Source organism: Candidatus Clostridium eludens, assembly GCF_045310515.1.
GTDB classification, from domain to species: domain Bacteria; phylum Bacillota; class Clostridia; order Clostridiales; family Clostridiaceae; genus Clostridium_B; species Clostridium_B eludens.
This window is the reverse complement of record NZ_JBJHZX010000030.1, coordinates 30147-43425: the sequence shown is the minus strand read 5'-3', so window position 1 is coordinate 43425 and position 13279 is coordinate 30147. Positions and strand designations below refer to the sequence as shown.

13 protein-coding genes and 1 riboswitch are annotated in these 13279 nt (G+C 29.5%); of the genes, 5 read left to right on the top strand and 8 right to left on the bottom strand.

Going from position 1 to position 13279, the window contains the following annotated elements; translation table 11 throughout:
• The first annotated feature begins 245 nt into the window (after positions 1 to 245).
• Positions 246 to 479 carry a hypothetical protein gene (locus ACJDU8_RS18030; protein ID WP_406793552.1) on the top strand — a complete coding sequence of 78 codons (234 nt, stop codon included), beginning with the start codon at positions 246 to 248 and terminating at the stop codon, positions 477 to 479.
• A gap of 157 nt (positions 480 to 636) precedes the next feature.
• A complete protein-coding gene (locus ACJDU8_RS18025; RefSeq protein WP_406793551.1) occupies positions 637 to 1221 on the top strand; it encodes an LOG family protein in 585 nt (194 codons plus the stop codon).
• 90 nt (positions 1222 to 1311) lie between these two features.
• Here the strand turns inward: ACJDU8_RS18025 and panD are convergent, their stop codons facing one another.
• The 7 genes from panD to ACJDU8_RS17990 form a co-directional block, all read right to left on the bottom strand.
• Complete coding sequence (panD, locus tag ACJDU8_RS18020; RefSeq protein WP_406793550.1) at positions 1312 to 1695, bottom strand: aspartate 1-decarboxylase; 384 nt, start codon at positions 1693 to 1695, stop codon at positions 1312 to 1314.
• 110 nt (positions 1696 to 1805) lie between these two features.
• Positions 1806 to 2780, bottom strand: coding sequence for an electron transfer flavoprotein subunit alpha/FixB family protein (locus tag ACJDU8_RS18015; protein ID WP_406793549.1), 975 nt, complete (start codon positions 2778 to 2780; stop codon positions 1806 to 1808).
• Position 2781: 1 nt separating this feature from the next.
• Positions 2782 to 3585, bottom strand: coding sequence for an electron transfer flavoprotein subunit beta/FixA family protein (locus ACJDU8_RS18010; protein WP_406793548.1), 804 nt, complete (start codon positions 3583 to 3585; stop codon positions 2782 to 2784).
• A gap of 199 nt (positions 3586 to 3784) precedes the next feature.
• On the bottom strand, positions 3785 to 4186 hold the full coding sequence (gene ndk, locus ACJDU8_RS18005) for a nucleoside-diphosphate kinase (protein WP_406793547.1): 402 nt from the start codon (positions 4184 to 4186) through the stop codon (positions 3785 to 3787).
• 346 nt (positions 4187 to 4532) lie between these two features.
• Entirely contained in the window at positions 4533 to 4778 is a 246-nt protein-coding gene (locus tag ACJDU8_RS18000) for a hypothetical protein (protein ID WP_406793546.1), read from the bottom strand.
• Between the two features lie 204 nt (positions 4779 to 4982).
• Positions 4983 to 5366 carry a hypothetical protein gene (locus ACJDU8_RS17995; protein WP_406793545.1) on the bottom strand — a complete coding sequence of 128 codons (384 nt, stop codon included), beginning with the start codon at positions 5364 to 5366 and terminating at the stop codon, positions 4983 to 4985.
• Positions 5367 to 5531: 165 nt separating this feature from the next.
• Positions 5532 to 6023 (bottom strand): hypothetical protein, encoded by a 492-nt coding sequence (locus tag ACJDU8_RS17990; protein WP_406793544.1) that lies wholly within the window; start codon positions 6021 to 6023, stop codon positions 5532 to 5534.
• Between the two features lie 338 nt (positions 6024 to 6361).
• Here ACJDU8_RS17990 and ACJDU8_RS17985 point away from each other — a divergent pair, with 338 nt between their 5' ends.
• The 3 genes from ACJDU8_RS17985 (at position 6362) to metA (ending at position 11956) form a co-directional block, all read left to right on the top strand.
• Positions 6362 to 8530, top strand: a complete 2169-nt coding sequence (locus ACJDU8_RS17985; RefSeq protein WP_406793543.1) for a YhgE/Pip family protein — start codon at positions 6362 to 6364, stop codon at positions 8528 to 8530.
• A gap of 17 nt (positions 8531 to 8547) precedes the next feature.
• Complete coding sequence (locus ACJDU8_RS17980; protein ID WP_406793542.1) at positions 8548 to 10704, top strand: YhgE/Pip family protein; 2157 nt, start codon at positions 8548 to 8550, stop codon at positions 10702 to 10704.
• A gap of 84 nt (positions 10705 to 10788) precedes the next feature.
• A riboswitch (SAM riboswitch) is annotated at positions 10789 to 10894 on the top strand.
• Positions 10895 to 11041: 147 nt separating this feature from the next.
• Positions 11042 to 11956, top strand: a complete 915-nt coding sequence (gene metA / locus ACJDU8_RS17975; RefSeq protein ID WP_406793541.1) for a homoserine O-acetyltransferase MetA — start codon at positions 11042 to 11044, stop codon at positions 11954 to 11956.
• Between the two features lie 71 nt (positions 11957 to 12027).
• Here metA and ACJDU8_RS17970 read toward each other — a convergent pair whose 3' ends face one another.
• Positions 12028 to 13206 carry a trans-sulfuration enzyme family protein gene (locus ACJDU8_RS17970; RefSeq protein WP_406793540.1) on the bottom strand — a complete coding sequence of 393 codons (1179 nt, stop codon included), beginning with the start codon at positions 13204 to 13206 and terminating at the stop codon, positions 12028 to 12030.
• Positions 13207 to 13279 lie beyond the last annotated feature (73 nt).

Genomic DNA, 13279 nt, shown 5'->3' with positions numbered 1-13279 from the left:
AGAACTATTTATGTTACACTAATACATAGTCCATAATTCACATTCTAAAATCAACATAAAAATTCTAAGTAAAAAACAAAATTCCTGAATTTTTTTAAATATAATATTTATACAAAAACATATGAATATTTAATACATAAATTGTATTTCACAAATTTCAATGTATTATATTAAATATTTTGGAGCTAAAATTTATTATTATATTCTGACCCCAAAGATATTTAATTAGAACCTTTGGCTTTAATATGAAATTAGATGTTAGATATGTATTGACAATAAAAGAAGAAAAGGAAGAATACAACTATGGACAACTTATAGTGGTGGAAGATATACTGTATTTTTCAGAAAAATGCATAAAAAATGATAAAATTATGCAATTTTTTATTGTGAATCAAGTAATTCTGAGGTTCAAGGGAAGTTTGCTCATGGGAAATACTTTTCTTCACCTGAACCTTAGAATTACTTATCCAGGGGCGTAGCACTTATTATCTCCCACATTAAAGAAGATGGGAGTATCAGTTAATTACTGCGTTTGAATAAAAATTTTTGTAAGTTTATCAAGATATTATTCATAGAATATAAAACAAACATTTATAGTGTTTAAGCTAAAAATGTATTTTGGGAGGTTTATCATAAATGAAAACAATATGTGTTTATTCCGGTTCTAACCCTGGCCTGCGTCCAGAATATAAAGAAAATGCCAGACTCCTTGGGAAAATATTAGTAGAAAATAAAATGGAATTAATATATGGCGGCTCAAAAGCAGGATTGATGGGGGAAATATCCAACGAAGTTTTAAAAAATAATGGAAAAGTTACCGGTATCATCCCCGAAGGGCTTTTCTCTGGTGAATCAGCTCATGGAAAATTAACAAAGCTCATTAAAGTTAAAGACATGCATGAAAGAAAAAGAATTATGGCCGAACTCTCTGATGGCTTTATAGCTCTTCCTGGAGGCCTTGGCACTTATGAAGAACTATTTGAAATGCTCAGCTGGGCTCAGCTTGGCATTCATAAAAAGCCTATTGGTCTGTTAAATGTATTAGGTTATTTCGATCCCCTTATAAATATGCTTCAAACTACCTGTACTGAAGGCTTTATGAATGAATCAAATTTAAAAATCATCTTAACTTCGGACAATCCTTTATCATTAATAGAAAAAATGAAAAATTATATTCCCCCTATCATGAAAACTAAATGGCATGAACTATCCCACAAATAAAAAATAACAAAAATATAAACAGGATATTTAAGTTCCTGTTTATATTTTAATTTATGTTCTATATGAAAAAACTCCACCTGAACCTAAGAATCACTTAATTTCTCCATGTTTTTCATAATCAGTTACCTCAAAAATTGAGTTATCATCATTCACAAATACCACTACAGGTTTATGATTTTTAGCTTCCTCTCTATCTATATTACAATAAGTCATTAAAATAACCTTATCTCCTGGCTGTACATACCTGGCAGCTGCTCCATTCAAACAAACTACTTTACTTCCTCTTTCTCCTGCTATGACATAGGTTTCAAGCCTACTTCCATTATTTATATCCACAACTTGAATTTTTTCATATTCAATTATATGGGCATTTTCCATTAATTCTACATCAATTGTTATACTCCCTACATAATTAAGATTGGCTTCTGTAACAGTAGCTCTATGAATTTTAGACTTTAGCATATTTAATTGCATGACTTTCCTCCAATAAAATAAAGTGTAGTTCAAAATGATACTACCCAGTTTATTTTAACATATGGATGGCTTGTATTCAAAAACATCTTAAAAAAATAATAAAATTTTTATTATTTCTTTATTTTATCAATTAACTCAGGTATTACTTTATACATATCCGCTATTATTCCGTAGTCTGCCACTTTAAATATTGGTGCAGAAGGATCTGTATTAATAGCAACAATAAAATCCGACTCCCTCATGCCTGCTAAGTGCTGTGGAGCCCCAGAAATACCACAAGCCACATATATCTTAGGTTTTACCCTATTTCCGCTGTATCCTATCTGAAAATCCTTAGATAGGAATCCTTCGTCTACAATGCTTCTACTAGCTCCTACCAAACCTCCCAATAAATCCGCTAATTCCCTAACCATGCTTAAATCTTCAGGTTTTTTAAGCCCCTTTCCTACAGCCACCACTACATTTGCATCTGATATGTTTATGTTATTAGATTTTAACTTTTTTAACACCTTTACCAGCTTATTTTTTATCCCTATTGGCTGTATTTTAACAATTTCACCTTTATTATTGTAATCTATCTTACTTTCATTAAATTCTCTATATCTTACTGTAGCCATCTGGGGATAGGTATCTGTCTTTATATAAGCTAGTAAATTTTCGCTAAAAGCCGGTCTTATTTGAAGTAACTTTCCATCTTCATCTATTTCTAGGCCTGTACAATCTGCTGTCAATCCTGTATTTAATGACGCTGCCAATCTTGGTGCTAATGATCTTCCAAGACTTGTTGCTCCAATTAAGCATATTTCAGGTTTAATGTTTTTTATTAAATTTTCCAAGTTGATTTTATAAACTAATTCTTCTGGTTCATTAAATGCATCATCTTCTATGTAGAATACCTTATCTGCCCCTCTGTATATGAGTTCTTTTGCATCAATTCCTTTGGGAGCTAAGAGTGAAGCATAAACAGGGGCATTTAACTTATTTCCAAGTTCTTTAGCTTTTCCAAGAAGTTCATAACTTACTTTATGAATTTCTCCATTTATATGTTCTACAAATACTAATATTCCCCTATATTTTCTTTCCATGTTATTCCTCCAGAACTTTCTTTTTTTTGAATATATCAATAAGTTCATTTTCTGCTTTAATTAAATCTACTTCTCTATAAATTTTACCTTGTCTTTCTATTATCTCAGGGATTTCTATTTTCTTTACCTTTGTAGGTGAACCTTTAAAACCTACTGAATCCCTACCTGAATATTTTTCCAGTTGGTCAAACTCAATAACTTCTATATCAGACTTTCTGGCCTTCATCTTATTTTTAAAAGAGGGTAATCTAGGTACATTTATATCTTTAGTAACTGTAATTAAAGCAGGTAACTTCATACTTTTTAAATAAGTTCCTTCCCAAATTTCTGAAGAAACCTCCACATTATTTTCATCTACTCGTTTAATTCCATTTACATAACTTACATGGGGTATATTCAAAAATTCTGCAACTTCCGGTCCAACCTGACCTGTATCTCCATCTATAGTTTTCTCCCCTGCAATTATTAAATCATATTGACCAATTTTTTTGATTGCCCCTGCCAATATAGAAGCTGTAGCCCTAGTATCTGAACCAGCAAATTTTATATCACTAACAAGTATTCCATCCTGTGCACCTCTTGCAATACATTCCCTTAAATTTTCTTTTGCACTTATAGGCCCCATACTTAAAGCCGTGACCTTAGCAGTAATTTTTTCCTTTATCTGGATTGCTGTCTCTAATGCATTTAAGTCAAAAGGATTAATCTGTGTGCCTGCAGATTTACGGTCAATAACTCCTTTTTCTCTATCAAATCTTACTTTTTCCATTTCCGGAACCTGTTTTATTAGAACTATAATATTCAACAGCAGTCCCCCCTTTCTTCTTTGTTTTTTATATTTTTTCATATCTTACATTGTAATGTATTCTTATTCAAAAATTATAACATATTGCAATTTACGCAGCAATTAAGCTACTTACAATTCACAAAAGCACCCAATTCTATAGAATTGAATGCTTTACCGAGTGACTCTTAAGTTATAGATTTTAGATAAGTTGCAAATTTTAGTTTGAAAACCATATTTCTATTTCACGTTTAGCACTTTCCAGGCTATCTGAAGAATGAACTGCATTTTCAGATTTTGATATACCAAATTGTCCTCTTATAGTTCCAGCCTCTGCATCTAAAGGATCTGTAGCCCCATTTATTTTTCTCACTAGCTCTATGGCATTATCTGCTTCTATAATTAAAGCACAAATTTCACCTCTTGTGATAAAATCAATGAGTTCTTGAAAAAATGGCTTACTTTTATGTCCACTATAATGTTTCTTTGCAACTTCTATAGATGGTTTTATTAGCTTTAAAGCCGCTATATGAAGTCCTTTTTTCTCATAAATAGATATTATTTCACCCATTAATTTTCTTTCCATTGCATCTGGTTTTATAAGCACTAATGTTTTTTCCATCACATACCACCTACTTACAGTAAATTTTCACAGCACATATTACATTATGTATTATGCAGTTTTTATTAATTTGAAAATAATATAAAATTATATGCTATAGTTTTATATTATTCCTATAAATTAATTTATACAATAAAATATAAAGTTTGTCTCTATTTTTTATGAATTTCTATAGAATATAAGTAAATGAATACACTTTTTATGAATCATTTTAAAAATGGCCAATGGCATGAAAATTCCCTAGAATCCATCACATTTAAAACTTCCCATACTTTTAAATGTGATGGATCTTTTCAGATAAAAGATTTACTAAATTATTCTACAATGTCTTGTATATTTATTTTGGTTACTGTTTACCTTTATTTTGTCTTGACTGTTGGTTTAACCTTTTAGTCTCTTCTAAACTAGCATTACCTATGCCACTAGTAACGCCTGATGTTATATTTTGTCTTGACTGCTGGTTTAATTGTCTAGCTTCTTCAATACCCTCAGTAGCATTTACTGTAGAGTTTGTAAAATTTGATGCATTTCCTTTTTTAGATTGCTGATTTAATTTCTTTGCTTCTTGTAAATTTTTATCATTAATATTCATAATTTTATTCTCCTTTCATGCCATAATTCATAGATCTATAAGTTACAATCTAATCGCTTTTAGATTACATTTATATCTTGCCACTGTTCTTTTTATTTATACTATAATATAATTTACAACATAAAAATTAATCCCTATGTTTTACAAACATAGGGATTGCTAATCAATCTAAAAGAGTTCCCTGAGGAACTCTTTTTATTGAGTTTAAATTAATAAATATTCAAAAGCTTTATCTACATAATCGTTGTAAGAATTACTATTATTAAGTATATATATTCCTGACTTTTTAGCACTATTATTTTCACAATATCTAACTTTATATTTATTTTTATAAATAAATATATTTACACTTCTACCATTATTAGAGTTTAACTCAAATTTTTCTCCTGTGATATCCCAATTTATAATATTATTACAAATTCTAATAGTATTTTTACTTTCATCAATTTCTATGTCCGAATTTTTTACACAGTACATGTTTAATACATTTTCCATTTCAGCCGCAAAATTATTAATTGCACTTAATGCCTTTTCCTTGTCAATCGCTTTACAGCATAAATCATAAGCAAATTTTTCTTTCCAATCCATCAGTAAACATCCCCCATATTTTTGTTTTAATTAAATTATATAATCTTTTTTCAAATATTGAAATAACATAATTGATTTTTTCACATTTTCTATATAATAAAACCTATATTATATGTTTGATATTTACTGACTTTAGATAAAAAAATAAAACTTTTTTATGTTTAATCAGTCTTTATTAATTTTTTCATTATCCTCTACACTAATTTCTTCATTAATCTTTTCTATAGTTTCACTTTGCTGTGATGTTTCTTCATTTTGTAAAGCTTCTACATCTCCTACTTCAATAACATTTTGATCCAGAATACTTTCTTCAGTATTATCTTCAGCATTATCACTACACTCATAAACTTTAGTTAAATATTTTGAAAATTTTCTATTCACTATACCTATGCCCATTAGAATAACTGCAATTCCGCCGTATACACCTATTGGCTCAAATATTCCAGGCAACAATTGAGATGGTATTAATTGTTGAAGTACAACACTAGCAGAATACCCTTGAGCTACATATTGATTCAAAGTTTTTCTAAATAATATAATATTATTCACTAATAATGCAATTCCAAGCAGTGCTGTAACTATCCCAGCAATGTAAAAAACAATTGAACTAGAAAATCTTCCTGATTTTTTAGATACATTTTTACCTTTAAATTTCATAATAATTTATCTCCCTTTCTGCCTTAAAAGGCCATTTAATACTAATTTGCACTAATGAATACTTTTACATACTACTAAATAGTTATTACATTTATGTGTCAATATTGTTAACAATTTATAACTAGTACTATAACCATACTACCAAAATTTAAAACTATATGAATAATAAATAGAAATTATAGAAGAATAAATATATATAATAACTAGTAAGTTTCTTTTGTTTAATTTATTGACATCAATAAAAAAAAGATGTTTAATTATATTACTGACTAGTCAGTAATATAATTGTATAAATTACACATAATTATGAAACAGCATAGTTACAGGAGTGTTGAAATATGAAAAGAAATATTATGAAAATATTTAAAAGAGATATGAGAGGTATTATTAAAAACCCAATAGCACTTTTAATTATTACAGGATCATGTATTATTCCTTCTCTATATGCATGGATAAATATAAAAGCTGTGTGGGATCCTTATGCAGCCATTAGAACCAGCACTATTCCTATAGCAATAGTTAATAATGATAATGGGACAAGTTTTAGAGGTGAAGAGTTAAATGCAGGAAATAATATTGTAGACAATTTAAAAGCCAATAAAAAACTTGGGTGGAAATTTGTTAATTCTAAAAATGCCAATATAGGCATTTTAGATGGAACCTATTATGCAATGATAGAAATTCCAAAAGATTTTTCCTCAGATCTTGTAAGTATACTTTCAGATAATCCTAAAAAACCAGAGATTATTTATAAAGTGTATACAAAAAATAGTCCACTAGCATCTAAAATTACTGACTCTGCCAAAAACACCTTGATAGATTCAATAAAGTCTAATTTTATCTATTCTGTTAATAAAACCCTTTTTTCTTTTTTAAATACAGTTGGAAAAGATGCAGATAAGAACAAGGAAGATATTATTAATTTAAAAGATGGCATAATAACCTTAAATGACAATATAGATCTTATAACATATGTGCTTGAAAATATAAAAAATAATTCAAATAACTTAACTTCAATACTAACTGAAATGAAAACTGATATTCCCTTAATGAATTCAGGAATAGATATTCTATCACAAAATGATGAAAACAATAAAAATTTTATAGGCTCAATTCAGCCTTCACTGAATAATTCTTTTGACAATATTGCAGTTAACTTGGAAAACGCAAGAGGTGATATTTATAGAACTCAAGGCTTAATAAGCAATTTGAATTCCTTAATCTCAAAGGCAAATTCCTCAAGTGTAGATTCTACTGTAGATAAAATTGGATATGAGTTAGATATACTAATTAATGAAATTAATCCAATTATAAATTTTCTGGATAAAATTAATGATTTTAGCAATAACACTGAAGTATCAAATTTATTGAAATCCTTAAGAAATACACAAAATTCCTTAAAAGGTGAAAAAAACAACATAAATAACTTACAGCAGGAGCTTAATAGTACAAATGAAATTAATAAAAATATATTAAATTCCATGACAAATAATATAGCCAATATAAACTTGCAATTAATAGATGCACAAAATGAATATAATAAAAACACAAGGAGTATTTTAAATTCAATAGCTGGTAATCTAGCCAATTATACAAACAATACTTCTGCAATATTAAAATCTGTTCAAGATTTCAATAAGCAGGGAGGTAACTCCATGGATACTTTACTGCATGGAAGTGAATTAGTTACTATATATTCCGGAAAATTAGATAATAAATTTCTCCAATTCAAAGATATTATAAATAGATTAAGCAATCAGCTAAAACTGGTTACAAACAATGATATAATACAAATAATTACTATATTACAAAACAACCCGGAATTGATGGGAGACTTTATATCCAGTCCTTTTAATGTAAATGAAGAAAATATATACACAGTTTCTAATTTTGGTTCATCCATGGCTCCTACCTATACAGCACTTGCCATATGGGTTGGTTCTATTTTACTTGTAACATTATTAAAAACAGATGTGGCCCCTTTTAATGGAGATGAAAATTTAACTTTAAAAGAAAAATACTTAGGCAAATTACTGACTTTCTTAACCCTAGCTCTAATACAAGGATTTATAGTTTCATTAGGCGATAAAATTTTATTACATGTTCAAATGATAAATGTTTTTCTTATGATTATGGTTTCACTTGCCTCAGCCCTTACGTTTACAGTAATAACCTATACTTTAGTATCTATATTAGGGAATTTGGGCAGGGCTATTTCTATTATTCTTCTTATAATACAGATAGCAGGAAGTGGTGCAACTTATCCAATACAGCTTCAATCATTAATTTTTAGAATATTACAGCCTTTATTTCCGTTTACTTATTCAGTCAGTGGTTTCAGAGAAGCTATTGCAGGGCCCCTTATAGAAACTGTAGTTTTAGATTTTATAGCATTATTTTTGATATCAATATTTTTTATATTAATTGGCTTATTCCTTAAAGAACCATTACACAATAAGATCCATAAATTTCAAGTTAAATTCAAAGATTCAGGTATAGGAGAATAGCTCACGGGAGGTCACATATGAAAAATGTATTTAAAATATTAAAAAGAGATTTAATAAATATAATAAAAATCCCAGCAGTACTTATAATAATTTTAGGATTTTGTTTTTTACCCTCCCTCTATGCATGGATTAATATTAAAGCTTCCTGGAATCCTTATAGCCAGACTAATACCCGTAGGCTTCCCATTGCCATAATTAATGAAGATAATGGAAGCAAATTTAATGAAAAAAATATAAATATCGGAAATGAAATTGTTAAAGAATTGAAAAAAAATAAAACTATCGATTGGATTTTTATAGATGAATGGCAGGGAAATTACGGATTAAATACAGGAGAATACTATGCATTAATTGAAATACCTGAGGATTTTTCCAGTAAAATGTTAAGTCTTACAACATCAAGTCCTGAAAAACCTAGCATTATATACAGATCTAATGAGAAATTAAATGCCGTAGCTACCAAAATTACAGATTCAGCAAAAACTAATTTAATAAGCCAAGTAAAAAGCAACTTCATAAAAACAGCAAGTGAGCAGGTTTTTAAACAATTAAACTCTATGGGAAAAAAATTAGAAAGTGACAAGCCACAAATTGTACAATTAAAAGATACTATTCCTGAAACTATTTCCAGTATAAATGACATAAAAAAGTATATAGCAGAAATAAATTCTAATTCAGAAAACCTACAGCAATATCTAAATGCTCAAAAAGCTGATTTTCCTAAACTATTAGAACAAATTAACGGCCTTCAAAGTATTGTAGCACAAAGCAAATTGTTAGTTTTATCCACCAAACAAACATTGAATTCAACACAGAACAATCTGAACAACGATATAAATGAAATTCAATCACTAAATAACCAGATACAGGATCTCCTAATAAATTTAAATAATATAAATGTCAGTACCGATTTAAGTACTACTATAATAGACCAATTACTAAATTTAGACAATTCTTTAGTAAAAGAAATAAATACCACCCTAGAAATTCTTGAGTCTATTAATGATTTTATACCTAATAATGGAACAAGTGAGCTTATAGATTCACTTACTGGACTAAAAGGCTCAATACAAACTGAAAAAACATATTTAAACCAATTAAAAACATTAATTAGCAGTAATTCATCTAAAGACAGTATCAATTCAGTTATAAATGAACTTTCTACCTTAAACAATGAAATATCCATGAATGCAGTTTCTGTATCTAATGCTTTTTATTCCGATACCTACCAGGCAATGGATATTGTAGCTGACAACTTAACAAACAACTTAAATAATATAGATTCAATATTAGAATCAACAAAAATTCTTGTGCCACAATTAAATACACTGGCTAATTCAGGTATATTAAGCAGTAAAGCATCCTCTGACCAGGCAAATGCTTTAAGCAAAAAGTTGGAAGATGTTCAAAATAAGCTGAATGAATTAAGCAGTAAAATGCAAAATTTAAACGAACAAAATTTAAATGAAATAATAGAATTTATGGGGAAAAATCCAGATGAATTATCCGATTTGCTTTCATCACCAGTAAATGTAAAAAATATTGAAGTTTATAATTCAGGATTATTCGGTTATGCAGTAACACCTTTTTATACTACACTGGCAATCTGGGTAGGCATATTATTATTATCCTCCATATTAACACTAGACTGCAAAGATTTCGAAAATGAAAAAAAATTGGATTTAAAACACAAATACTTTGGAAAATTAAGTTTGTTTTTAATATTATCTTTCATACAAACTACTATTATTACCCTGGGAGATGTATATATATTAAAAGTTTACCCTCAAAATATGCCTCTTATGATGTTGGTGTCACTAGGCTGTAGTATTACATTTACAATTATAATATTCACACTGGCGTCAATACTTGGTAATATTGGCAAAGCTATTGCTGTAATAATTATGGTTTTTCAAATTGCAGGAGCCGGGGGACTTTATCCTATACAGACCCTTCCAAAAATATTTGGTACATTGGCACCATTTTGGCCTTTTACCTACGCTATAGATGGCTTCAGAGAAGCTATATGGGGCCCCTTACAGAAAAATGTATTTAAAGATTTTATAGCACTGGCTGTTTTTTCATGTGCATTTCTGTTTTTATCACTTTTAAAAAGACCTTTGCATAATTTAATAAAAAATTCAGAGCACAAATTTAGAGAATCAGGACTTTAAAGACCTATATAAAAATAGATTTGGCAAATTAATTATTGACAAAAAGGAAATTTTAGTATATCATATGGTGTAAAATCAAATTAAATCTTATCAAGAGCGGTGGAGGGACTGGCCCTATGAAACCCGACAACCAACATTTTATTAAAATGTATGGTGTTAATTCCAGCAGATTATTTCTGAGAGATAAGGAAAATAGTTTCAAATTGGTTTATCGTTAAAGTTATTTTTCTTATAGAAAAATAACTTTTATTTATTTTAACCCCATAATTAAAATTTGAATATTAGAATAATAAGATTTGATTGCCACTAAAACTATTATAATTTAAGGAGGGATTTTATGCCCATAAATATACCTAACAATCTTCCAGCCTCTACAGCGTTAAAAGCTGAAAATATATTTGTTATGAATGAAACTCACGCAACAAGACAAGATATACGACCACTTAATATAGTTATATTGAATTTAATGCCCCTTAAAACTGTTACTGAAATACAGCTTTTAAGACTACTTAGTAATTCACCGCTACAAGTTGATATAACTTTAATGTATTCAAAATCTCATAGTTCAAAAAACACTGCTGAAGAATATCTTATTAAATACTATGAAACTTTCGAAGAAATAAAAAACAGAAGATTTGACGGTATGATAATAACAGGTGCACCTGTAGAGAAACTTGAATTTGAAGATGTTGATTATTGGGAAGAATTAACTGAAATTATGGATTGGAGTACTACAAATGTTTATTCAACTTTATATATATGCTGGGGCTCTCAAGCAGGACTTTACCATCACTTTAAAATTCCAAAATATATTCTCAATAAAAAATTATCTGGTGTTTTCTCTCATACTGTTAACAGGGCTAATACTAAACTTTTTAGAGGTTTCGATGATGTATTTTCTGCACCACATTCTAGGTATACCTTTGTAAAAAGGGAGGACATCGAAAAAGTTCATGAACTAGAAATACTTTCTGAGTCAAAAGAAGCCGGTGTCTATATAGTGTCAACAAAAGGTGGCCGCCAAATCTTTGTTACGGGACATCCTGAATATGATACTTTAACATTAAAATCTGAATACGAAAGAGATATTGGACAAAATTTACCTATAGATATACCCCAAAATTATTTTCCCGACAATGACATAAGTAAACAACCAGTGGCAAATTGGAAAAGTCATTCCAACCTGTTGTTTTTAAACTGGCTTAACTACTACGTATATCAGGAAACACCTTATGATTTAAACAAACTTTAGCAGTATTTACAATAAAGTAAAAATAAAAAAGGCATTCATGCCTTTTTAATATTTACTTCAGATATAAAATTCTATAACCCACACTTTTCTAATGCTTGCTTTAAATCCCAAATAATGTCACCAGCACTTTCTAATCCTATGCTAAATCTAATATATCCTCCTCTAAATTCCTCTGGATAAAAATTAATCCGTTCATCGTTTGGACCGGTGTAAACAATTAAGCTTTCATCATGACCCAGAGAAACAGCTTGAATGATTAGCTTGAGAGAATTAATGAATTTATTATGGGTTTCAACGTCTGCTTTAAGTCCAAAAGAAATAATTCCTGAATACATCTTCATCTGTTTTTTAGCAATTTCATGCTGTGGATGGCTCTCTAGTCCAGGATATGCTACAAACTTTATTGATGGATTTGATTCTAAATACCTGGCAACCTCAAGTGCAGTTTCACTATGCTGTTTCATACGCAGAGGAAGTGTTACAACTCCACGCATAATCAACCATGCATTAAACGGACTTATAGCCCCCCCAAGATTAACCATTGCCTCGCGCTTTATTCTGTCCACAAGCTCCTTTTTTCCAATTACTGCACCTCCCATAGCATCTCCATGTCCATTTATATATTTTGTTAAACTATGTATAACAAGATCAGCTCCAAGCTGTAGAGGATTCTGTAAAAATGGAGATGCAAAAGTGCTGTCAACGCTTAATAAAGCTCCAATAGATTTTGCAATCTTAGCTATTTCCTCAATATCACTTACTTTAGTAGTAGGATTTCCTGGAGTCTCAATATGAATAAGCTTTGTATTTGGTCGTATTGCTTTTTTTATCTCTTCTAAATTAGAAGTATCTACAAGGCTTGCTTCTATTCCATATTTATCTGGTAAATATTCATTTAATAACCTATAAACTGCTATATAAGATACATTAGAACAAATCACATGCGCTTCCTTATTTAGAAAGGTAAAGAATACACCCGCCAGTGCAGCAACACCACTTGCAAGTACTACACAATCTTCTCCCCCTTCAAGAGACGCTAACTTTTCCTGAAGATATACCTGGTTGGCAGACATATTCCTGGTATAAAGCAGCTGATTTGCATCACTCCAATTTATAGAAGATGCATCTTCTGGGAGTCTGTAACAATTTGCCATAGTTATAGGACGTCTAATGGCTCCTGTTTCCTTGTCAATTCCGTTCCCTACATGAACACATCTAGTTATAAAATCACTTTTTTCTTCATTAATCATTTTTATATCTTCCCTCCAATTTATTTTATCATTGCATAATACTGCTTGAGGCAGTATTATGCAACTTAATAGT